Origin of the sequence: Synechocystis sp. PCC 7339 (assembly GCF_019924095.1) — a bacterium.
Lineage (GTDB): Bacteria > Cyanobacteriota > Cyanobacteriia > Cyanobacteriales > Microcystaceae > Synechocystis.
On the sequence record NZ_CP063659.1, the window covers coordinates 1655014 to 1678368 of the forward strand.

19 protein-coding genes are annotated in these 23355 nt (G+C 46.6%); 7 read left to right on the forward strand and 12 right to left on the reverse strand.

What is annotated here, in order from left to right:
- Nucleotides 1-171 precede the first annotated feature (171 nt).
- Nucleotides 172-1530 carry a ribosome biogenesis GTPase Der gene (gene der / locus IQE94_RS07790; protein ID WP_212717252.1) on the forward strand — a complete coding sequence of 453 codons (1359 nt, stop codon included), beginning with the start codon at nt 172-174 and terminating at the stop codon, nt 1528-1530.
- Nucleotides 1531-1664: 134 nt separating this feature from the next.
- Here der and IQE94_RS07795 read toward each other — a convergent pair whose 3' ends face one another.
- The 3 genes from IQE94_RS07795 to IQE94_RS07805 all read right to left on the reverse strand — a co-directional run bounded on the left by IQE94_RS07795 (nt 1665) and on the right by IQE94_RS07805 (nt 5034).
- Entirely contained in the window at nt 1665-2777 is a 1113-nt protein-coding gene (locus tag IQE94_RS07795) for a hypothetical protein (RefSeq protein ID WP_212717254.1), read from the reverse strand.
- A gap of 63 nt (nt 2778-2840) precedes the next feature.
- A complete protein-coding gene (argJ, locus tag IQE94_RS07800; protein ID WP_212717256.1) occupies nt 2841-4100 on the reverse strand; it encodes a bifunctional ornithine acetyltransferase/N-acetylglutamate synthase in 1260 nt (419 codons plus the stop codon).
- A gap of 121 nt (nt 4101-4221) precedes the next feature.
- Complete coding sequence (locus tag IQE94_RS07805; RefSeq protein ID WP_223343074.1) at nt 4222-5034, reverse strand: tetratricopeptide repeat protein; 813 nt, start codon at nt 5032-5034, stop codon at nt 4222-4224.
- A gap of 258 nt (nt 5035-5292) precedes the next feature.
- On the opposite strand from IQE94_RS07805, the gene IQE94_RS07810 reads away from it, so the two are divergent.
- On the forward strand, nt 5293-6468 hold the full coding sequence (locus IQE94_RS07810) for an AGE family epimerase/isomerase (RefSeq protein WP_212717260.1): 1176 nt from the start codon (nt 5293-5295) through the stop codon (nt 6466-6468).
- A gap of 277 nt (nt 6469-6745) precedes the next feature.
- Here the strand turns inward: IQE94_RS07810 and IQE94_RS07815 are convergent, their stop codons facing one another.
- The 3 genes from IQE94_RS07815 to IQE94_RS07825 all read right to left on the reverse strand — a co-directional run bounded on the left by IQE94_RS07815 (nt 6746) and on the right by IQE94_RS07825 (nt 10259).
- A complete protein-coding gene (locus IQE94_RS07815) occupies nt 6746-7189 on the reverse strand; it encodes a secondary thiamine-phosphate synthase enzyme YjbQ (RefSeq protein WP_212717262.1) in 444 nt (147 codons plus the stop codon).
- A gap of 214 nt (nt 7190-7403) precedes the next feature.
- Nucleotides 7404-9086 (reverse strand): DUF3685 domain-containing protein, encoded by a 1683-nt coding sequence (locus IQE94_RS07820; RefSeq protein WP_212717264.1) that lies wholly within the window; start codon nt 9084-9086, stop codon nt 7404-7406.
- A 66-nt stretch (nt 9087-9152) separates the two neighbouring features.
- Complete coding sequence (locus IQE94_RS07825; protein WP_212717266.1) at nt 9153-10259, reverse strand: ABC transporter ATP-binding protein; 1107 nt, start codon at nt 10257-10259, stop codon at nt 9153-9155.
- Between the two features lie 134 nt (nt 10260-10393).
- On the opposite strand from IQE94_RS07825, the gene IQE94_RS07830 reads away from it, so the two are divergent.
- The 4 genes from IQE94_RS07830 (at nt 10394) to IQE94_RS07845 (ending at nt 14366) form a co-directional block, all read left to right on the forward strand.
- Nucleotides 10394-11146: a hypothetical protein gene (locus IQE94_RS07830; RefSeq protein WP_212717268.1), complete on the forward strand. Its 753-nt coding sequence runs from the start codon at nt 10394-10396 to the stop codon at nt 11144-11146.
- Nucleotides 11147-11198: 52 nt separating this feature from the next.
- Complete coding sequence (locus IQE94_RS07835) at nt 11199-12074, forward strand: CbiQ family ECF transporter T component (protein WP_212717271.1); 876 nt, start codon at nt 11199-11201, stop codon at nt 12072-12074.
- The gene (locus tag IQE94_RS07840) at nt 11978-13435 is read left to right on the forward strand and encodes an anthranilate synthase component I (RefSeq protein WP_223343076.1); all 1458 of its coding nucleotides are present in this window, start codon (nt 11978-11980) and stop codon (nt 13433-13435) included. Before IQE94_RS07835 ends, IQE94_RS07840 begins: the two co-directional genes overlap by 97 nt.
- A 94-nt stretch (nt 13436-13529) precedes the next feature.
- Nucleotides 13530-14366 (forward strand): EI24 domain-containing protein, encoded by an 837-nt coding sequence (locus IQE94_RS07845; RefSeq protein ID WP_212717274.1) that lies wholly within the window; start codon nt 13530-13532, stop codon nt 14364-14366.
- Between the two features lie 61 nt (nt 14367-14427).
- On the opposite strand, the gene hemN is transcribed toward IQE94_RS07845, so the two are convergent.
- The 6 genes from hemN to IQE94_RS07875 all read right to left on the reverse strand — a co-directional run bounded on the left by hemN (nt 14428) and on the right by IQE94_RS07875 (nt 22733).
- Nucleotides 14428-15828, reverse strand: a complete 1401-nt coding sequence (hemN, locus tag IQE94_RS07850) for an oxygen-independent coproporphyrinogen III oxidase (protein ID WP_223343077.1) — start codon at nt 15826-15828, stop codon at nt 14428-14430.
- Nucleotides 15829-16090: 262 nt separating this feature from the next.
- Complete coding sequence (locus tag IQE94_RS07855; RefSeq protein ID WP_223343079.1) at nt 16091-16843, reverse strand: heme oxygenase (biliverdin-producing); 753 nt, start codon at nt 16841-16843, stop codon at nt 16091-16093.
- 65 nt (nt 16844-16908) lie between these two features.
- Nucleotides 16909-17985: a magnesium-protoporphyrin IX monomethyl ester (oxidative) cyclase gene (gene acsF, locus IQE94_RS07860; RefSeq protein ID WP_223343087.1), complete on the reverse strand. Its 1077-nt coding sequence runs from the start codon at nt 17983-17985 to the stop codon at nt 16909-16911.
- Between the two features lie 672 nt (nt 17986-18657).
- Nucleotides 18658-19017 (reverse strand): hypothetical protein, encoded by a 360-nt coding sequence (locus tag IQE94_RS07865; protein ID WP_190596049.1) that lies wholly within the window; start codon nt 19015-19017, stop codon nt 18658-18660.
- A 95-nt stretch (nt 19018-19112) separates the two neighbouring features.
- Entirely contained in the window at nt 19113-20510 is a 1398-nt protein-coding gene (locus tag IQE94_RS07870) for an LCP family protein (RefSeq protein ID WP_370630538.1), read from the reverse strand.
- A gap of 198 nt (nt 20511-20708) precedes the next feature.
- A complete protein-coding gene (locus IQE94_RS07875; protein WP_212717284.1) occupies nt 20709-22733 on the reverse strand; it encodes a sensor histidine kinase in 2025 nt (674 codons plus the stop codon).
- Between the two features lie 181 nt (nt 22734-22914).
- On the opposite strand from IQE94_RS07875, the gene IQE94_RS07880 reads away from it, so the two are divergent.
- Entirely contained in the window at nt 22915-23286 is a 372-nt protein-coding gene (locus tag IQE94_RS07880; RefSeq protein WP_212722334.1) for a response regulator, read from the forward strand.
- Nucleotides 23287-23355: the final 69 nt, after the last annotated feature.

Below are 23355 nucleotides of genomic sequence, written 5' to 3' on the forward strand. Positions count from 1 at the left end.
CTCACTCAAAACTCACACCAATCAGAAGACATAATATCCCTATTTTTTGGAATACGCATTAACTTTGAGTAAGTCAGAAATAACTGTTTTCCCTCGATCTATTCAACGGCGATCGCCACAAAGCCACGGATTTCTCTTCATTATTCTCAATTTTTTGCTTTTAAATTTTCTATGTCCCTTCCCATCGTCGCCATTATCGGCCGCCCCAATGTGGGTAAATCCACCTTCGTTAATCGTTTAGCCGGCAACCAACAAGCCATTGTTCATGACCAGCCAGGCATCACCAGGGATCGTACCTATCGTCCAGCTTTTTGGCGAGACCGGGATTTCCAAGTGGTGGATACGGGGGGGTTAGTGTTCAACGATGACAGCGAATTTTTACCCGAAATTCGAGAACAGGCTAACCTGGCTCTAGCGGAAGCGAAAGCGGCCATTTTTGTGGTGGATGGACAACAGGGTCCCACCGCCAGCGACGAAGAAATTGCCCAGTGGCTCCGGCAACAATCTGTCCCGGTCATTTTAGCGGTTAATAAGTGCGAATCCCCTGACCAGGGTGCTATTCAAGCGGCGGAATTTTGGCATTTGGGGCTGGGGGAACCCTATCCCATGTCGGCGATCCACGGCAGTGGCACAGGAGATTTACTCGATGCCCTGTTGGACTATTTGCCACCCACCCAGGAAGAGCAGGAGGAAGATGAGATCAAAGTGGCGATCGTCGGCCGTCCCAACGTGGGTAAATCCAGTTTGCTCAATGCCCTGACTGGAGAACAACGGGCCATTGTCAGCCCCATTTCCGGCACCACCAGGGACGCCATCGATATGGTGGTGGAACGCAACGGCCAAAAATATCGCCTGATTGACACTGCAGGCATTCGGCGAAAAAAGAATGTGGACTATGGCGCGGAATTTTTTGGCATCAACCGGGCATTTAAGGCTATTCGCCGGGCCGATGTGGTCCTATTTGTGTTGGATGTTTTGGATGGGGTAACAGAACAGGATTTGAAATTAGCGGGGCGCATCATTGAAGATGGCAGGGCGGTTGTACTAGTGATCAATAAATGGGATGCGGTGGAAAAAGATTCCTACACCATCTACGAGCACCGGGAACAGTTGATGGCTCGGCTTTATTTCATGGATTGGGCAGAAATGATCTTTGTCAGTGCCCAATCCGGCCTAAGGGTGCAAAAAATCCTTGATTGTGTGGATATTGCCGCCCAGGAACATCGTCGTCGGGTCACCACTGCTGTGATCAATGAAGTGTTGGAGGAAGCTGTTAGTTGGCATTCTCCCCCCACCACTCGTCAGGGTAAGCAGGGCAAAATTTATTACGGCACCCAGGTTTCTACCCAACCACCGGCGATCGCCTTATTTGTTAACGATCCCAACCGGTTTAATGACAATTACCGCCGCTACATTGAAAAGCAATTCCGTAAACAACTGGGTTTTTTCGGTTCCCCCATTCGATTATTCTGGCGCGGTAAAAAAGTAAGGGAAATGGAGGGTAGTCGCAACCGTGCTACCAAGGTCTAGGGTTTAAAATAATTGGCTCTTTACGAGTTGACTTACAAGGTTTTTTCCCTGTCTCCTAAAACTTCAGCAATGCAGGAAGGCTTGTATCTAGTTTCCCGCTAACTTCCGGGCCGGTTCCTATTGGAGAACCCCCATTAAGCTCCACCATTGTCTTGATTTTGCCAAGTGCTACGCCAGGCCAATTCCGCCTTGGCCGTTACCTGCTGTCGCTCTAACTGACGATATTGCTTTTCCAGTTTATTCAAATCCTTTAGATAGGTATGAATTTGTTTACGAATTAATCCTAGATTAACGTCACTAAATTCCAGATCCTTCAGCCGCAAATTTAGGGCTGTCAAACGGCTAATTTGTCCCCGTTTAGACCGGTGAATCAATTCCTCTAGGGCTTCTGGAGACAGGTCTTCATCGTCATCGTTTTCCCCATCTTCCTCCCCTTGGTCAGTGGACTGTTGAGAAACATGATCCGACTCTGGTTTTTGGGCTTTTTCGATCAAAAGATTGACCACGTGGGGCATTTTTTCTCGGTTGGGGGCTAGCCGGTCATCTTCCGACTGTAGGGCCATTTCGAGAATGTGGAGGGGCAGATTGGGAGGAATAATTTTACTGGCAGTGAGCAAACGATTAATGTTCATTGACAGGGCCACCACACTACGGTGCAGAACTTTTTCCACCTGTAAATGCCATTTTTGTAGATCCTCGGGAGTTTTAATCACCGTTGGTACTTTCGCCTCTGCGACCTCCATTCCCTGGGGCAATAACATTTCTAGGGATAGACCTTCTTTCTGTAAAGCTTGGCTAAGAAAATCTTTGATTTCCTGTAGGTCAGGAACATTGCCATCTTCTGATTTTTCCTCTTCTGGGTTGTCTCCATTGTTCCCCAATAGGATCAATTCTTCAGCGTCCTCTGTATTCCCCTCTGGTTCCGGCACAATTTGTCCCTGACGGGAAGAATCCAGAAAAATTCCTTCCTTTTCCAGGTTTGCTAGCAGTTGATCGTAAAATTTGGCGATCGCCGTGCGTAATTGGCTCTGAAATTTGTGGCGGGGATTATAGTCTAGCTGGAGAAAAGTATCGGGATAAATTTGCGTGCAAATCTGATAAACGGCATAGACCCCCTGTTGCCGGAGAATTTGCCCCAGACGCTGGGCATACTGGTCATAGGTGGCAGCAAAGTGATGCCCCAGGATGGCCGTTTGATTTTCAATCTGAGTTAACTGCTCACGAATTTTAGGAATAGAACGGTTCATGGATACTAGTCTAACAACAGGGCGAGGCAATAGGACTAGATCCTATCCCAGCGACCAAACAGATCAGGTCGTGTAATCCGCATTGATCCGTACATAGTCGTAGCTCAAATCACAACCCCAGGCGGTCCCCTGTCCCGAACCTGTGCCCAGATCCACTTGAATTAGCACTGTGTCCTGCTGTAGATAAGCGCCAGCGGCGGCCTGCTTGAGGTAATTACTAGCGGCGGAACGGTCAAAAGTTAAGGGTTGTCCCTGATCCATAAGAACGTAATCCCCTAATTTAATCCGTAGATTATTTTGGTCAAACTTGACTCCGGCTCGCCCCGCTGCTCCGGCAATGCGGCCCCAGTTGGGATCCCGGCCAAAAATAGCAGATTTAACCAAAGAGGAGCCGGCAATGGTTCTGGCCACGGCCCTAGCCCCTTGGTCGTCGGGGGCGCCCGTCACTTGAATTTCGATCAAGCAGGTGGCCCCTTCTCCATCCCTGGCGATCGCCTTGGCCAAATATTGGCAAACAGCGGTGAGCATGGCTTCTAGCTTCTCAGCGTTGGGCCCCATTTCCGTAATGGCGGCAGTGCGGGATTCCCCATTGGCTAAGGCAAATAAACTATCGTTGGTACTAGTGTCTCCATCCACCGTCACTTGGTTAAAGGTTTTTTGGGTGGCTCGGCTCAGCATCTGTTGCCAGAGGGCAGTGGAAACTGCCGCATCACAGGTGACAAAGGCCAGCATGGTGGCCATGTTGGGGTGAATCATGCCGGATCCCTTGGCAATGCCCCCCATCCTTACGGGCCGACCGTCAATTTCCGTTTCCAGGGCGATGGTTTTGGGCACCAAATCTGTGGTCATAATGGCTTTCGCTGCCTTGTCTCCGCCGTTGGGGGCAAGGGATTGGATTAACGGCGTAATGCCCTGGCGTAACTGCTCCATTTTGATCCGTTGGCCAATGACTCCAGTGGAAGCCAGTAGAATACTTTCGGGGGAAATGTTCAGTCCCTGGGCCAAAAGTTGGGCCGATTCCACCGCATCATCCCAGCCCTGTTTGCCGGTGCCGGCATTGGCTTGCCCAGAATTCACCAAAATAGCCCTGGCACTGGCCTTGGCTTGTAACCGTTGACGGCAATAGTCCACACAGGCCGCCCGCACTTGACTGGTGGTAAAAACTCCGGCGGCGATCGCCTCAGTTTCGGAGTAAATCAGGGTTAAATCCGGGGAACCGGACGGTTTTAGTCCCGCCGTGATGCCTGCCGCCTTAAAACCTTTGGGGGCGGTGATGTTGCCCTCAATTACCTGCCAGTCAGCCATAGGAAAAGCCTGCCACATTCTCAAACTCAGAGGTCAATCATAGCAGTTCTGCTTGGGGTTAATTATTCGTCGTTTAACCCCAGTCAGGAATTGCTGATTTTCTAGTCAATTTTTCCTGGCCCTTGAACTGGGGGTGGGATCAATAGCCCAATAATTGGCGAATTTCGGCGGCCTTTTCCAATTCCCCCTGGCGATCGAGCAAATTAATTGCTTGAATCATGTCCTCCAGGGATTCCTCTACTGCTCCCTGTTCCGACCGGATACCGGCCCGGAGAATGAACGCATCGGCATTGGAGGGATTGAGGCGAATGGTACGGTTCAAATCGGCCAAAGCCCGTTCGTAATTGCCCACCATGGTATATGAGAGTCCGCGAAAATAATGGGCCTCTTCAGAACGGGGATCAAGCTCTATGGCCCGGTCAAAATCAGGAATGGCCTGGCGGGGTTGCTCTAACCCCAATTGAGCTTGGCCTCGACAGATCAAGAGATCTACATCCTGGGGATCAAGCAAAATTCCCTGGCCGCAATCATCGATCGCCCCTTGGTAATTATTCAGTACTCCATGGACGTTAGCCCGATTGAAATAAATGGCTGGATCGTTAGGGCTCAGGGCAATGGCCTGGTCAAAGTCCGCCAGGGCCTCTGTGTACTGTTCGATCACCATATATGCTACCCCCCGCAAATTATAGGCATCGGCATTCTGGCCATCAGTGTCGATCACCTGGGTAAAAATGGCGATCGCCTTGAGGGGGGAACCATTTTCCAGTTCCGTAAATCCCTCCAACAACTTTTGTTCTATGGCAACGGCGGAATCCCTTTCCTGAGCAATGAACGGAGGAGTCAGGGCCGCCTGACTAGGTAAAACTCCCCCTAGGCCAGAACCCAAGGCACAGAAACTAACGGTGGCGATCGCCGTTAGGGAAAGGAAAAGGGGACGGGGAAAGCAAATCATGGCAGGCAACACTGGGCGGAGGAAGAAAAAATGTCTTCTTTATTTAATGATGATTTAAAGACTCAAATTAATCCCGCTTTTTGTTAACAAAGTAAGGATTTTTAACAAATTTTCACAGTTATCAATGATAGAGAAATTTTTACTCGATTCCCCCCGGAGCAAAACTAATTTTTTGCCCAGCCGTGCTATCTTGTGTTGTTGTCTGAAAACTGAGCCATTGTGCACCGCCATCCATCGCGTCGTTAATAGTTAAATTGTATGATTGCCCATCGCCGTCAGGAGCTAGCCCAGCAATATCACCAGGCCCTACACCAGGACGTGTTGCCCTTTTGGGAAAAATATTCCCTCGATCGCCAGGGGGGAGGTTACTTTACCTGCCTAGATCGTCAAGGCCAGGTTTTTGACACAGATAAATTCATTTGGTTACAAAACCGTCAGGTATGGCAATTTGCCGTTTTTTATAACCGTTTGAAACCAAGACCCCAATGGTTAGAAATTGCCCGCCACGGTGCTGATTTTTTAGCTCGCCATGGCCGAGATCAGGACGGTAATTGGTATTTTGCTTTGGATCAGGAAGGCAGACCCCTGCGGCAACCCTATAACGTTTTTTCTGATTGCTTCGCCGCCATGGCCTTTAGTCAATATGCCCTAGCTAGTGGAGCGGAGGAAGCCAAAGCCATTGCCCTGCAAGCCTACAACAACGTTCTACGGCGTCAGCACAATCCCAAAGGCCAATACGAAAAGTCCTACCCTGGTACCAGGCCCCTCAAATCCCTGGCGGTGCCGATGATTTTAGCCAACCTCACCCTAGAGATGGAATGGTTATTGCCCCCCGCTACAGTGGCAGAAGTTTTGGACCAAACCGTCAAAGAAGTGATGACAGATTTCCTCGACCCGGAACTAGGATTGATGCGGGAAGCCGTGACCCCCAGCGGAGAATTTGTCGATAGCTTTGAAGGGCGTTTGCTCAACCCAGGCCACGGTATTGAAGCCATGTGGTTCATGATGGACATTGCCCAACGCTCCGGCGATCGCCAGCTACAGGAGCAAGCCATTGAAGTGGTGTTGAACACCCTGGAATATGCCTGGGATGAAGAATTTGGTGGCATATTCTATTTCCTCGACCGCCAGGGCCATCCTCCCCAACAACTGGAATGGGACCAAAAGCTCTGGTGGGTACATCTGGAAACCCTGGTTGCCCTAGCCAAGGGTCACCAAGCCACTGGCCAAGAAAAATGCTGGCAATGGTTTGAGCGGGTCCATGATTACTCCTGGAGTCATTTCGCCGATCCTAAGTATGGAGAATGGTTTGGCTACCTGAATCGCCGCGGAGAGGTGTTACTCAACCTCAAGGGCGGTAAATGGAAAGGCTGTTTCCACGTGCCCCGAGCTCTGTGGCTCTGTGCCGAAACCCTCCAACTTCCGCTTGGTTAATCATTTTTTAACAGTCATCGAACCAGTTACTCAGCAAGCACCTGAAGAACTAAGCTCTACCCCATCTGCTACTTGTTGTGGATCGATGCGGCAAATTGGTTCGAGGAAGCCCTCAAAACACACTTCTGCTGATGGGATCTCAGAAACCCCATCCTCCCGCAGCAGGAGCGTAGTAGTTCATAAATCTTCTTTTTCCCAAGTCTCCCCACTGAAGCTCCGGCAATACTGAGAGACTTTTCTCTGGCTCTCCCTCAAATTCGTTGATGCAGGGGGGGCTTTAAACCTTACCGCTGACGTGGACAATTACTTCCCGTTGATGGGGCCGTTGCCGATGCTCCCAGAGAAAAACTCCTTGCCAGGTTCCCAAGCCTAAACGACCATTGACAATGGGAATTTGCTCACTGGTTTTAGTTAACACAGACCGGATATGGGCAGGCATATCGTCCAAACCCTCCGTGCTATGGCGGTAACGACGGCCATCCTCCGGCACCAATTGGGCAAAGAAAATGGCCAGATCTGTCAATACATCGGGATCAGCATTTTCTTGGATAATTAACGAGGCGGAAGTATGGCGTACAAATACGGTGCAAAGTCCTGTTTTAATGCCAGAATGTTGCACCACCGCCTGAATTTTACTAGTGAAATTATGGAGACTTTTGCCCTGGGTGGCAATAGCTAAAATTTCTTGATGTTGACCAAAAGTAGAGGCAGAGGAAATCATTTTATTAGTCGGAAAATACTGAGTAAACTCGAGGTTAGATTTGTATAAATTAGGATTATTTTAAGCAAATTGAGTAAGTAACCACAAGCATAGCTAATTTAATCGAAGGCAAGAAAGTAGTTACAAAGCCTTGTTAGAAAACAATTTTTGTCTAATTGCTTCTGCCATCGTTAAGCTAAACTGCCGTATTGAATCAGATCCGGGCATACGAGGATCAGTTAGAACGCTTTTGTTGACTGCGGCTCTCCTGCCAGGTATTGCCAATGCCCTGGATAATGCCTTTCCCCACCAACCCGATCGCCCGGCCAACCACTTGGGTCAGCAAAAATACCACACCGTTACCCACAAATTCAATCACCGATCTGACACGGGGAGAAAGGGCATCACGACATTCTAGGACAATGGTGACAAACCAAGGTACTGCCCTTAGTTGGGTTAATTCCTGTTGCCGAGGAGCATAAACCTGGGTGGCCACAATCCCGGCGGGGGTGAGATACAACAGAGTATGTTGACTTTCAAAAATTTGTTTGGGATTAAGCCAGTAGCGGCTAAATTGATAGTACCAAGCTAAATCGTTGCGGAACCGGGCTACTTGCCGGGAGGAAAGCATGGAGTATTCATAAAGGGCAAGTTTGATGGCTTCATGGTCAGCAAAATAGTTCAAAATGAAAACCATGGTGCTGTTAGCCAATTGAATAACTAAATTCTGGGCGTATAGGTCACTATATTGTTGCGCTTCCGTGGATCCTAAGGGGTATGCCTTTTGATTAACCACCAGGGGCTCGCCGAAAAGAAGATGGTGAAACAAGGACACGACAAAGGGAATTTTAACCAATTTTTCCCGGCAAATAATGGGCTGGTAAACTTCCAATAAAGACTGGATTTGCTCAAGGCTAAACTCGCTTTTGGGCTGACAGTATTTACCAAAAAATGTCAGGCTTAAAGAACGCCACATTTCCCCCACAATGGATAAACAATTGTCCGGTAGCTGGGCCGGGGTAATCCGTAGGGCTTGGAGTTCCTTGATGGTGGTTTCCAATTGTTGTTGCCCCAGAGAAAGGAGTTCCTGGCGTTTGAGGGGCTGAAGAATGTCCAATTCCAGGGGGATAGGGGTGAGATTTTCCACCTGTAGGGGCATTTGTCGGAGAATTTGCCCCAGGGCACTGAGGTTACCAGGGGGACGGAGGGTAATGGCCCTAACTCCAGAGCGGCGGGGACTAGGGGTTGGTAAGGCGGTGGGGGGGGCAGTCAGAACATTAGTAGCTTTATGCCAGATTTTGAGGCGATGGGGTAATAAATGCCGCACTAACCACTGGGCAAATTTAAGCTCCCTTTGTCTGCCCTGCCAAAATAGTCGGTCAAAGTCCGATAGGGATGGTACTTGTAAACTCTCCTGGACTTGTTGGAGGCTTTGCTCGATTTGTCCTAGCCCGTTCCGGAACAGAGGCCAGATCAGCCTTTCCCACAAACTCAAGGGGGGCGCGTTGACAGTTTGCAAACTAGGCCAGCAGGTTTGGCCGCCATGGACTTGTTTTAAACCCGTCACCAAGTCGGCGATCGCCGTTCCTTTGGGAAAATAAGCTGTAACACCTTGGGTTTTGGCCGCCAGTAGTTGATCGTATTCCAAACTAGCGGTGAGCAAACAAATTTTCACCTGGGGATAGGCAGAGCTCAATTGTCGTAGCAGGGGCCAGCCAGATTGGGAACGGCGGGGAAACTGGGGATCGATCAGTAAAATACTGGGAATCAGGGTTTCCAACTGTTGCCGTAGATCATCGAGGGTGTCCCCCTCCCCCAGCACCTGCACACCAGTCTCCCTTCCCAGAACGGTGATCAATCCGAGGCGAAAGACAGGATCCTCATCAACAATGACAATCGTTAAGGGAGATTCACTCACGGCAATGGTGGGGCCACAACACCGCCCATTCTAGACCGTTAACCGACTAATACCATCAAATATGCTTCAGACCTGGGCAAATAGGGGGGGACAGGGATTGGTGGGCGTTAAATTTACCCTACTGCCCACCGGAATCGCCGTTTGCAAGGAAGTACGGGCATGGATTTGAAGACCGGCGGCGGTTTCCAAACAGTAGCGATATTCCCGGCCCAAAAATTGGCGATCGCGGATGATCACGGGGCCATCACTGGCGGGGCTCAGTTCCAGTTCTTCTTCCCTCAACATCAGTTCCCCCGCTGAGGGCAATTCGGGCTGAATGCCTTGGAAAGTTAAAGGCCATTGGCCAAACTCCGTGGCCCACAGTTCCCCTTGGCGTTGAGCCGGAACGAAATTGGCTTGGGTGACAAATTCCGCCACAAAACGGGAAGCAGGCGATCGATAAATCTCCTCGGGGGTGCCAATTTGCTCCAAGTTACCTCGATACATCACACCAATGCGATCAGAAATAGCCATGGCTTCTTCCTGGTCGTGGGTAACAAAAATAGCGGCAGTGCCGGTGGCTTTGAGAATATGGCGAATTTCGTGTCGTAGCCTTTGGCGCACCTGTACGTCTAGATTACTGAGGGGTTCATCCAACAAAATCAAATTGGGTTTGGGGGCCAGGGCCCGGGCCAGGGCAATGCGCTGTTGCTGACCACCGGACAGTTCGTGGGGATAGCGTTTTTCCAGTCCCGTTAATCCCACTAAGTGGAGCACTTCCCCCACCCGACCTTGGATTTGTTGACGGTTCAGCTTTTGGGATTTGTGGCGTAGACCAAAGGCGATATTATCGGCAATGGTGAGGTGAGGAAACAAGGCGTAATCCTGAAAGACCATGCCCGTTTGACGCTGTTCTGGGGGAGTAAGCCCATGTTCTCCAGAAACACAGTCCCCCTCCAAATGAACGGTGCCACTGGTGGGGGCTTCAAAACCTGCAATAATTCTCAACAAAGTTGTCTTGCCACAGCCCGACGGCCCCAATAGTCCCAGAATTTCCCCCGGTGCCAGATTAAAGCTGATTTTCCGGAGTACTGGAGTTGATTGCCCTCGAAAACTTTTGCCTACGTCCTGTACCGTTAAAACGGAGGGTTCTGGGGAAAGGCAGGCAACGGGAGAAGATTGGGCGACTGTCATAGGAACCAAGGGCAGAAACGCGGAAACAATGGTGGGAAGGCTGATCCCGTTTAAAGCTCAGAACTAAACTATCTAAAGCAAGTATTTAAACGGTACTTTAAATAAGAATTATTTGCAAGAGTTAACATTAACACATGATTCCAGTCGATCTCAATCCCCTCACCATTCCTTGGTGGATTCTTGCGCCCCAGGGCACTGAAGCCCAGGCGATCGCCAAAGGTTTAGGGAAAAACAACCACATACATTTGCAGGCTATGCCAGTGGGGGCCACAGCGGTGCAATCTTTCTTAGAAAACCTGGCCCAGACTTGGGCGGAAACAGAAAAGCCCCAAGGTTTATTGGTGATGGGGGTAACGGGGAGTTTATCCACTGATTACGGCATTGGCCAGGCTGTCTGGGTAGAGCAGTGTCAATATTGGGGCCATGGGGACCATGGTCGGCAGCCAGAATACTTTGGCGATCGCCATTTGATGGAGCGAATTAATCATTTGTTGGAGCCCCATTGGCAGATTCCGCTGGTCAAAGGCATTACCGTGCGCCAGGTGGTTTGTAGTGGGGCAGAAAAACAACTGTTGGGGCAAAAATCCGGTGCCCAAGTGGTGGACATGGAAAATATAGCGGTGTTGGCCTTTGGAGCAACGGCCGAAATTCCCGTGGCTATTTTACGGGTGGTGAGCGACACCATGGCCCAGGATTTACCAGATCTCAGCGGCGTTTTTACCGCTCAAGGGGCCTTGCAACCCCTCCCCCTGGCCCAAGCCTTACTGCGCCGTCCCCTGGCCGCAAGTCATTTAATCCAGGGATCCCTACGAGCCTGTGGCCAGTTAACTGCCGTCGCCCGCAGTTTGAGTCGGGGCGCTAGGGGAACAGGGAAAAACCCCGGCTGATGGGATTGTGGCAAAATGCTAGGGAACCAATTGTTGTAGGGCAGGCCTTGCTATGGATTTGATGCGGTCTTTACCCATCGGCTTATATTTAGAAAATCCGGTGACTTGGTTGCACCGCCTTGATCCCAGGGTAAAACTAGCTTGGCTAATGAGTTTTTTGTTAGCCCCAGTGTTGGCCAATGCCGTTTGGCGCCTTGGCATCGTCGTTTTTCTAATTTTATTAACCTTTGCAGTCCGTATTCCCTGGCGGGTGTGGAAGCAACAAATGGGCTTACTTGTATTTTTTTCCGGCCTAATTTTCCTGTTAACTACCTTTAGTCCGGACGGTTTCACTGTGTTGGAACAACCCCGATCGCCTACTAGTGAAATTGTGGTGCCCCCTACCCCCTACCAGTATGTTTTATTTGAATGGGGCAAATTAATAGTTACTCGCCGCTCCCTAGAATTGGGGATTCGTATTAGCACTTTGATTTTTACCCTGGTTTATAGCACCAATTTATATTTGCTTACCACCGCCCCGGAGGAAATTACCGCCGGACTAGAGGAATTAATGACTCCCCTGCGGCGCTTTAAATTGCCAATTACGGAAATCACCTTAATTTTGACCCTAGCTTTGCGGTTTATCCCCTTGGTGATGGAAGAAATTCAAAACCTATTCCGATCCATTCGCACCAGGGCCATTAATTGGAAAAAATTAGGCATCAAACGAAGCGCCCAGATTTGGATTTTAGTGGTGGAAAGATTACTCGAAAATCTTTTACTGCGGGCAGAACAAATGGCGATCGCCATGGAAGTGCGGGGCTTCACCACGCCCAATGAGCATCAAGTGCAGTGGCATCAATTACGCATCGTGAGGGCAGACTGGTTGGTGCTGGGAACTTTGGTTGTATTTTGGGGGGCTCGGATCGTGTGGGGAGGCATGGCCTAATGGAACCCCAACCCTGGCATTGGTGTTATTTGCCGTTACAAGGTCGCACTGGCAGCGAAGTTTTTAGTCAATTATTTGGCCATCAATCCATCGCCACCCTACTGGAAAGTCCCTATCCGCCGTCGCCGGACTATCCCCATTTAGGCCGTTATTCCATCTGTGCTGGTGAGCCTCGCCCTGGGAAATTATGGACTCCTAGCCCTGGGCAAATTTTTAGCTTCTTACATCAGCTACCTCGGTGTGGTGGTGCGCCCAAAACTGTACCAGACCATTTACCTTTCCACGGCGGCTGGTTGGGGTGGTTAGGTTATGACACCGCTTGGGCGATTGAAACTTTACCTTACCTGCGCCCGGATCATTTGCCTTTTCCCGTGGCCTATTGGTACGAACCTGAAGATTTTGCAGTCTTAGACCATCGGGAACAACTATTGTGGCTAGCCACTACCAATCAAGCTCAAGCTAAAGTTTTTCAAACCCGATTATCAAAAAGTATTAACCCCATTGCATCGCCTCAAGTGCCCTTCTTAAATTTGACCTATACCACTGACCAAGATCAGTATGAAACCATGGTCAACCAAGCCCAACAATACATTAAGGCAGGGGATATTTTTCAGGCCAACCTAACCTTACGTTTCATTGCCCAGAGTGATGCCCAGCTTAACAGTTGGCAAATTTATCGGCGATTACAAGCAATTAATCCTTCTCCCTTCGCTAGTTATTGGCGATCGCCGTGGGGAGATGTGGTGAGTTGCTCACCAGAAAGATTAGTTAAGTTAGAAGGCAACGTGGCCCAAACCAGACCCATTGCTGGTACTAGGGCAAGGGGCAAAAATTTGGCGGAGGACGAGCAATTATTACAGGAATTACTAGTCAACACAAAGGAGTTGGCAGAACATATTATGTTGGTGGATTTGGAGCGCAACGACCTCGGGCGGGTCTGCACCTGGGGAACGGTAGAAGTAGATGAGTTATTGGCGATCGAACGCTATAGCCATGTCTCCCATTTGGTCAGCAATGTGCGGGGCATTTTGCAACCGGGCAAAACGGGGGTAGATTTGGTCAAAGCTTTGTTTCCCGGTGGTACTATTACCGGTTGTCCCAAAGTGCGTTGTTTAGAAGTTATCGAAGAATTAGAACCAGTACGACGCAGTTTATTTTATGGTTCCTGTGGCTATTGGGATCAACGGGGTAACTTAGATCTAAATATTCTCATTCGTACCCTTCTATTTACCCCTGGGCAAGTGATAGGACAGGTGGGAGCTGGCATTGTGGCGGATAGTGATCCCACCAAAGAATGGCTGGAGTCGCTACAAAAAGCGAAGGCGCTACTGGCGGCACTGGATGGGGTAAAAAAAGACTAAAATCCTAGCCACGATTATGAAAAATCAGGTTAGTAATCCCATCTAATTTTTCTATAGAATACTAAGCTTTATAATCATTAATTGATGAATAGTTATGGAATTTTTTAAAGGTCTTGCCTACCCACTACGTACATTTAAAATTTTACGTCAATCTCCCGAATTAGCTATTTATATTATTATTCCTTTGATTATTAATATTAGCTTGGGCATATTGCTTTACTGGCAGTTACTAAACTTTGGTAATGACAGCGTCGATATTCTCCGTAGTTACGCCCAGCAATGGGTAGAAATTTTAGAGCAACGTATTCCCCAGATCGTGCCCTACATTTTACCAATATTGCAAGTTATCTTTTTCCTTTATATCTGGTTAGTGCGGCTTTTACTGCTCATCATTGCGGGTTTTTTACTCTCGCAAGTGGGAGGACTACTGGGCTCTCCCTGGTACGGTAGATTATCAGAAGAATTAGAAAAAAAACTGCTGGGTAAGTTAACAGTGCAAGAAGTGGGAGTGCTACAAGAAGTCAAGCGAGCCCTAGCCTTTGAGCTAAAAAAATTAGTCTTACTAATCATTTTCACTGCTGTGGGTTTTGCCTCTAACTTGATACCCGCCTTTGGTACCCCCGTAGCCACCATTGTAGGGATTAGTTCTACATCTTTATTAACTTGCATCGATTTTTTTGATCCCCCTTTAGAACGTCGTCGCCTCAAATTTCGTCGTAAACTATTAATAATTTTTCAATGTTTACCCCTCAGCGCTGGGTTTGCCCTAGCCAGCCTAGTTTGGGTAAGTATTCCCCTAGTTAATCTCGTCACCATTCCATTTTGCGTGACCGCTGGTACTCTCTTCTTTTCTGAAAAAATTTACCCCCGTTTTTTCCAACTCCAAGAAGAAATGGATGGAGCAGCGGAGGTAAATAAGGAGGCGAATTAAATGTCTATCTGCTAGTTCTTCTAGCTGGCTCGATTATAGCTTACCCAATGAAAAAATGTCCTTAAATTGCCCGAGAAAACATCTGTTGTTGTGAATTATTTTGTAGGTAGGCATCAAACACAGCAGCAATATTACGAATTAAAATCCTCCCCCGGGGGGTAACTTCTAAGCCATCCCCCAACCTACTGAGCAAACCATCCGCTTCCAGAGCATCCAGAGCAGCTAGTTCCTTGGCAAAATAGTCATTAAAATCACAGTCAAAGCCTAAATTATACTTGTCCTCTAACTCCTGGGCAGACAACTTAAATTGGCACATTAATTCTTTAATGACAGTGCGACGAACCAAATCATCTTGGCTCAATTTAAAGCCTTTTTCTATGGGCATTGCTTCTTGATCCAGGGCATTATAAAAAGCTTTTAACGTTTTATGATTTTGAGCATACACATCCTGCAACATACTGATGGAAGTAATGCCAAAGCCGAGCAAATCGGACTCTGGTTGGGTAGTATAACCCTGGAAGTTACGATGTAATTTTCCTTGCTGTTGGGCGATCGCCAACTCGTCATCAGGTTTAGCAAAGTGATCCATACCAATGAAAACGTAACCCTGATTGGTGAGGTCAGCAATGGTAGTTTGCATAATTTTTAACTTTTCTGCCGCTGGGGGGAGGGCCGCTTCCGGCATTTTTTTCTGTACTGGCTTGAGCCAAGGCACATAGGCAAAATTAAATACAGCAATGCGGTCTGGGTTAAGTTGGGCTGTTTTATGTAAAGTTTCCCGAAATGTGCCCAAGGTTTGATAGGGCAAACCATAAATTAAATCCACATTAACGCTCTCAAAATTAGCTTCCCGAATCCAGTCCATGACTTGGAATAACATTGCTTCCGGCTGGATGCGATTGACTGCTTCCTGAACTTGGGGATTGAAATCTTGGATACCAAAACTAATGCGATTAAAACCTAGTTGGCGTAGGGCGAAAATATAATCCTTATCAACATAACAGGGGTTAACTTCAATGGAAACTTCCGCATTTTTTGCCAATGGAAAGGCATCAGTGATGGTATTGAATAAAAATTCCGCTTGTTTCAGGGTCAAATAATTAGGAGTGCCACCGCCCCAGTGGAGTTGCTGCACTTGTCTTTGTCGGTCAACTAAAGGAGCCACCAGGGCAATTTGTTTAGCAACCGCTTTCAGATAGGGCTCCACCGCTGGTTTGTGTTGGGTGATGATGGTATTACAACCGCAAAAGTAACAAGCCTTCGCACAGAAAGGAATGTGACAATAGAGAGATAAGGGTGTTTTTTTGTAGTTGCCCAAGTTGATCGCCGTCCCAAAATCACTAGGATCAAATGCGGGGCTTAGCTCTGTGGCCGGAGGATAGCTGGTGTAGCGAGGAATACCTTGATTATATTTGTTTAATAATTCAGCACTAAATTCAACAGCAGGAAAGATGGTAGTCATAAATTTTGGATGTTATCGGGATTATTTAAATGGATTTTTATCGAGGTATTTAAAATGTTTTCTCTTGGCTCTAACCCTGGAGAAATTATTTTGCTAATTTTCTTAAATCAACCAAATATTGAGTTGAAAATTTAAGCAACAACAACAATGTTACTAAAACAACTCGTATTTGATTAACCTTTTGTCTAGCTTTTATCTAGAAAAAATTGTCAAAGAGAGTGTTTACTTTAGCTTAAATACTCTCTTAATTTCCCCGTTTAATTTATTCCCCCACCATGAGGGCGACGGGATGACCACTGGTACTCCGAGCTTCCGTACTTCCGGGGCGATCCTGACGGGTTAACAAGTCAAATGTGTGCTCACCGATCGCCTTTCGGATTAAATCTTCTAGATCGTGCATCACGTCCCGATTAAGGGAGAAAGCGTAATTGGCTTCTTCAACAATACGGTTCATGGTGGCTTCATCTAAGGACAAACTATTCAGCACATCCCGGTAAATTTCCTTAAATTGACGGCGATCACCTGGGGTAGGCAAACTGTCAAATTCGTACATGGCAGTGCCCTCTCCCCCCGGCAATTGCAACGCAGAACGGATAATATTTTTCAAGCTCTGGCCACCGGATAAATCCCCCAGATAGCGAGTGTAACAATGGGCAATGAGCAATGCAGGATCACTTTCGGCTAAGGTTTTCAGGCGATCAACATAAATTTTACCGCAGGGGGTAGGTTGAATTTCCTGTTGCCAATTGGCACCGTAATAGTAGGCTAAATCTTTGGCTAATTTATCAGTGCGGTTTAATTCAGGAAAATAAATAGCACTAATGATTTGATTGTCCCGATGCTCCCTCAGGGCTGTTTCTAGGGTGTTGTAAACATAATATAAATTGGCTAATAATTGCCGAAAAGGTTCCCGCTCCACAATGCCTTTTAAAAAGCATTTCATGTAGGCAGTATTTTCTGCCAAAGTGTGGGATTGTTGGGTACCGTGGCGGAGTTTTTGCGCAAGGTTAGTCATGGTTTTTACCAAAGGAAATTAGCAGTAATTAGTAAACAATTGGAGTAAGTTAAAAAGCGATTAAACTAGCACACCATACCCCGGCGGGTTTCTGCGTCCACTGGCTTTTGCAGAAAGATGCAGAGCATTTGCCAGACAATCACGGCAATCCACGGCATTTTTTGACAAAATTTGACCAGTTTCGGAGCTTTACCGTTGGCGATCGCCGTTAGTTTTTCGTTAGCACTGGCACAGGCTTCTAGGCGGGGGAAAAATTTAGGATTATCCGTGTCCAACACTTCTGGAAAGGCCCGGGCCGCCGTCTCGTTGGTGTTTTTAACCACATCAACGTTATATTGCCTAGCGTTTAGACCAACGGATTCATAAAAATCGCCCCGTTCAAATACCGTTAGGGTATGGGTGACAAATACTGTTAGTAAGAAAAAGCGGGACCAAAGTCGAGATTGCCAAGTTTTCCACAGAGCTGTTTGGGAGCGGAGTAAAGCTTTGAAAAAGTCTCCGTGGCGATTTTCATCCTGACACCAACATTCAAAATAATTAAACAGGGGATAAATATTGTGGTCTGGATTTTTTTCTAAATGGCGAAACATCAAAATATAACGCCAGTAACCAATTTTTTCTGATAAATAAACCGTGTAAATTACCCACTCCGGCGGAAAGAAAGTATAGGTTCTTTTTTGAGTTAAATAACGCAAATCGAGGGAAATTCCAAAATCTGCCATAGCTTTGTTAATAAAACCGGCATGGCGTGCCTCATCCCTAGCTAGAAGATGAAAAGCCTCTGCCAGCTTGGGACTGCGACCCTTAAGACGGCGGGACAATTCTTTAAACAGAAGAAAACCAGAAAACTCTGAGGTACAAGACCGTTCTAAAAAGTCGATAAACGCTAAACGAGTGGCTCCGTCAATGTGGTCAAAACTACGCTTAAAATCATCATTACGGACAAAGTGGTGACGATTGTAATCAGCTCGTAATTCCTCCAACGCCGCTTCAATTTCTTCATCCTGGAGGTTCAACACCATATTGGCGACTTTATCAAAATCGGTGGTGTAGAAGCGGGGGGTGAGGAGAGTTTCCTTCACTGGAGCTTTGATGCCGGGGCGAATGGTTTCTAGCTGGGTAGGCAGGGGGGTGGATACCATCGGTGATGAATAGGAAAATGTTAAAGGTTAAGGTTTAAAGCCAAGGAATTCAACTGGGTTTAGGAAACTGAAAAGCCCAAGAAAAAGTTCGATGTTGCTTTTTATCCTGTCCAATCTTCCGACCCCTGACAAGACAGTTTCCATTGCTACCCCATAGTTTCCAAAGGGGAAAAATTATCGCCTGGCCTGGATTGCAAGGTTTTATCAAGAAATGCTAAGGTTTACATCTCCCAGTCTGCTGCGCCACTGGATCTGAAGGCAAATGCTGGATGAGTCTGTTCAATTCCCCTGTCCATTGGTAGTTTTCTACGGCGGATTTTTGTTCCGTTGGCTGAGATGCTGTTTTACAAGCTCTCCGATTGCACCTAGTTTGGCGGGAAACTAGATAAAATTTCCCCGGTATTACTGGAGCTTTAGTGGTTTGATTGAGAGAAAAAACTAAAACTTTACCAACAAATTCCGAATCTGAAAAACAAAAAAATGCCTGTGATCATTATCACAAGCAGTGGAGAGGGATCCTATCCCCCAAATGGCTGGGCCAAGATTGTGCCAAATTTAATTAAGACAGGTATGCTTTCGTAGACTTGAATTGCTTATATACAAGCATTTTGTCAGCCGCTGTCGCTCCGAACTTAGCCTAATTGACTATAAAACGGTAAATTAGTGGATTTTTTAGCGTTTAACCTTAACTTGGCGAGCCATTTCCTTGAAACGATTCAAACTGGGGCCAGGGGCACGACGGGCTACATTTTGGGGAATGGGATCACCACTGGCAAACGCCACTTGGCTGGGATCAACTTTGGCCTTAGGAGCCGGAGCCACTGGGGCAGGAGTTTCCACTGGAGCCTCGGCTTTGGCAGCGGACTTTTTCTTAATGGAAGTTTTTTTCGAAGGGGTGGGGGCTGGGGTTTCCACCGGAGCTACCTCCGATTTCACGATCGCCACGTCGGCTTCTTCCACCTTGGCCGGAGCTTGATTTTCATCTAGCTGGACGTAAAATTCTTTTTTAGCGCCAAACAATTTTTTTAACATTTAATGTGGTTCTCCTAATTAAGCAGGATTTTATGGTGAATTGTGCACAAACTGATTGTGACTGAATTTTAACAAAAATATGTCGCCGGAATTTCCTATTGCCAATCAGCGCCGATTTGGATGGTTACGTCGGAGATTAGATAACCATTGCTATCCACTAAAACTTCCCCCAGACCAATACTATTACGCACTTGCCTGGCCCCCAAATGATCGCCTTGTTGGGCAATTACCCTGGTGGTTTGTAAGGGCTGGGAAAGGGCACTGACTACGTTGATGCGGCTGTAGCCAGCAGTTTCCAACTCTTTTACCAAAGCCTCCACTGCCTGAGGGCGATCGGTACTGTCCTGGATGGCAATGCGGAGGGCATAGGGGTCGAGGGTAGTTAAATCTGGCTCCATTTCCATATCCCATAACCAAGAATTAGGGGCCATGGCCCCAAAATACTCCTCCGTCATTTCCTGGATTTTGCGCTGGTGGGGTAACCAGTAACTAATGTTGGTGCGGCCGGTGCCATTAAAATCCCCCGGCAACATCAACATTTTGACGTCTTCCCTAGGAATTTGGGCCGAAAAACCGGCGATCGCCACTAACTCCTCCATATTGAGGTTAGTGTCAATGTTGGACTGCAGAATTTTGACAATGTCCGGTATCCTCAGAATAGTTTGGGGTTTGAGGGCTTGTTCTACCACCGCCCGCATAACTATTTGCTGTCTTTGAATGCGGCCAATATCCCCCAGGGCATCGTGGCGGAATCGCAACATTTGTAGAGCCTTTTCCCCGTCTAAACGCTGTTGTCCCTCCTTGAGATTGATATACAAACGCTGACTATCATCCTGATATTTCATGTCCCGGGGTACATATACGTCTACTCCCCCCAGGGCATCAATTAATTTTTCCACCGCCTGTACATTGACCCGGATATAACGGTCGATGGGCACATCCCCAAGTAAATCCGTCACCGTCATAGCCGCCAGGGCTGGCCCTCCCAAGGCATTGGCCTGATTGATTTTCCGAGCTCCGTTGTAGCCGGGAATTTCCACCCTGGTATCCCTAGGAATGGATAGCACCACCAGGGATTTTTCCTTCGGATCAAGGCGAATCAACACCATCGTATCGGTGAGGCCTTCCACTGAATTGACCAACGCATGGTAACCGGGGTTAGGCTGACTGGGGTCGGGCTCTTCAGAAGTTAACACCTTGGTGCCCAGCACCAACACATTAATGGGGCGACTAAGTTGGGGAATATTGAGATTTTTGTAGGAAACTGCCTTTTTCTGACCAAATACCGCCGCCTGCTCTGGCGTAAGTCTGCTCTGACCCAAAGGAGTTGAATACATGGCCAACAAAGAACCAGCCCCTGCCGACACCAAGGCGATCGCCGTTAAAGCGAAACCCGTTAATAACCATTTACCGCCCTGGAATCTACCTTTGCGGGGGGATTTTTTGCCATTATGGCTACCAGACCCCTTTCTATTAGAATTTTTAGCAGTCACCATTTTGACCCCGAACTAACCATTAATATTTTTCTCCAGCTGGCATAAAGTCCTTTGGTGCTCTGGGCAGATCCCAAGGTAATAAGGTAATTGGATTGGATACTAGCAAACCGACTGCAACATTGGCAAGGAAAATTTCCTCCCCCTATCACCATAGTCATGAACAAATTTTAAACGTGATCAAAAAAATGATGAAAATCAATCATTTTGGACAGAATTTAACTGGACATGTTTGGGTAATTTGATAGTAAAAGTAGAACCAATTCCCATTTCACTAGTTAGATAAATATCTCCCCCCATCATCTGACAAAATTTACGGGTAATAGCCAAACCTAGGCCAGTGCCACCATATTTACGGGTAGTGGAAGAGTCTGCCTGGGTGAAGGGCTGAAACAATTTCGACATTTGTTCTTCAGTCATGCCAATTCCCGTATCTTTGACTTGAAAAGAAAGCCAATCCTTTTCGTCTACTTTAAATTCTTTGACTATGAAGCTGATAACCCCTTCTTTGGTGAATTTGCTGGCATTACTGAGCAGGTTTAACACCCCTTGCCGTACTTTTACCAAATCTCCATACATTTCTGCCGATTCCAGAGAAATTTCCACTTCTAATTTATTATTATTGTTTTTGATCAAAGGATTAATAGTATCAAGAATACCTGCGATTAGTTCATTGAGATTAAAAGTTTCTAGATAGAGGTCCATTTTCCCTGCTTCAATCTTGGAGATGTCTAGCAAATCATTGATTAAAGTCAACAAAGCCTTCCCAGAACGCAAAATCTTGTCTAAATCCGGTACCAATCCCTCTGATTCCAAATCTTCAGCTTCCTCAATTAACATTTCACTATAACCAATGATCGCGTTCAGGGGAGTCCTCAATTCATGGCTCATATTAGCGAGAAAAATACTTTTCGTGGCATTGGCAGCTTCGGCCTCTGAACTGGCCAATTCCAAAGCTTTAACCGTATTTTCTAATTCTTCAGTTCTTTGTTGAACTTTTTCTTCTAAACAAGAATTAGCCACCGCTAACTGTTTTTGGGTTAACTCCAATTCTTGATTTTTTTTCTGTAAACTGAAATAGGATTCTCGCAACTCATTAGTCATCATATTAAAGGACTTGGCTAGAATGCCCAATTCATCTTCTCCCAACACCGGGGCCCTAGCTCCCCGATCGCCAGAAGATATATCGGTGGCAGCTTTGGTAATTAGCAAAATTGGTCTGGTTATTTTGATAGATAGTAGATAAACCGCAATTAAAAGTAAAGCCGTGCTCACCAATCCCACCAAAACTAACATGCGGGTAAATCTTCGAGCCGACTCTAATGCTTCTACTTCACTAATTTCAGTAATTAAAGCTAAATTATATTTATCTATCCACTGGTATACTCCCAACACGGGCGTGCCGGCGTAATTAACATAGGTGCCTTGACCACTATTGCCGGCCATCACCGAATTTATTCCTAGGGTATTAAAATTTGGCTTGGGGGCATTGGCAGTCGAATTTTTATTTTCATCTGCCGCAATAAACGAAACTTGATTATTTATTTCTCCAACCAAAAATGTTTCTCCCGTATCTCCTAATCCCGTGCGCTTACGAATTAAGTCATCAACGGCATTCAAATTTATATCTATACTCAAATAACCAATTCTTTCCTTCGTTAGATCATGCTTTATGCTAGTAGCAAAAGTCATACTGGGACGATTATAAACTTTAGAAAAATAGAAATTTGGTACAGTTTTAAAATCAGAATTAATATTGGCAAAATAAGTGGTCTGATTTCCAATACCCTTGTAGACACCGATTTCAGCTAAGTCAGTAGAGGCCACTACAATACCACCAGTGTTGAGAATGTTAATAGTTTCAACATGGGGAAGAAAAAGATTAATTTCTTGCAACTCGTCAATTAAAATTTGCTGGGCGGCCTTATAGTCAGAACCGTCGTTGGTTATATTTTTAAGCATTTCAATTCCCATTTGAATGCTATTGATTTCGCTCAGCAGAAAGAGTATATCTTTCTGACTTTCCATCCATTGCTCTAGTTGATATTCCTTCAGATTATTGGAAATAGTTAAACGTTGGAATGTTTGATTCTCTATGCCCTTAACTGCCCTATAGTTAGCAACTAAAAAAATTGATGCCACTACCACGCTGGAAAGACAAAAATAGGAAAGCACGAACTTCAGCAACAGACTTCTTCGCACTGACTTGATAATTGAGACCATGGTTAAAAATCACTAATATACAATTATTGAAGATTTTGATGGAAATAACACCAAGCTGTCACCCGAAGATTGAATTAGTGAGGGAACATTTTTTGTTTAGATAAACTTTGTGGCAAAGATTAACAATTTAGTTGGGGATAAAACAGGACAGCTATTGCTATAATTCTAACAACTGTTCAGTATTGAATCTATGACTAAGATTCTCCTGGTTGAAGACAATGAAATGAATCGTGACATGCTATCCCGTCGTTTGGGGCGCAAGGGATATGAAGTAGTAATGGCTGTTGACGGTGAACAGGCAGTGACCATGGCTATCTCAGAGTCTCCCCAACTTATCCTCATGGACATGAGTTTGCCGGTCATGGATGGCTGGACTGCTACTAAGCAAATTAAAAGTCATCCTGATGGGGCTCACATTCCCATCATTGCCCTAACCGCCCATGCCATGGCTAGTGATCGAGAGAGGGCGATCGCCGCCGGCTGTGACGACTATGATACCAAGCCGATTGAAATTAAGCGCCTATTGCAAAAAATAGAGGTATTAATTAATTAAAATATTATTGGCTTTTATCTTTCTGATCGAGCCATTTATCAATAGTTTTTACAGAAAAATTTATCATTA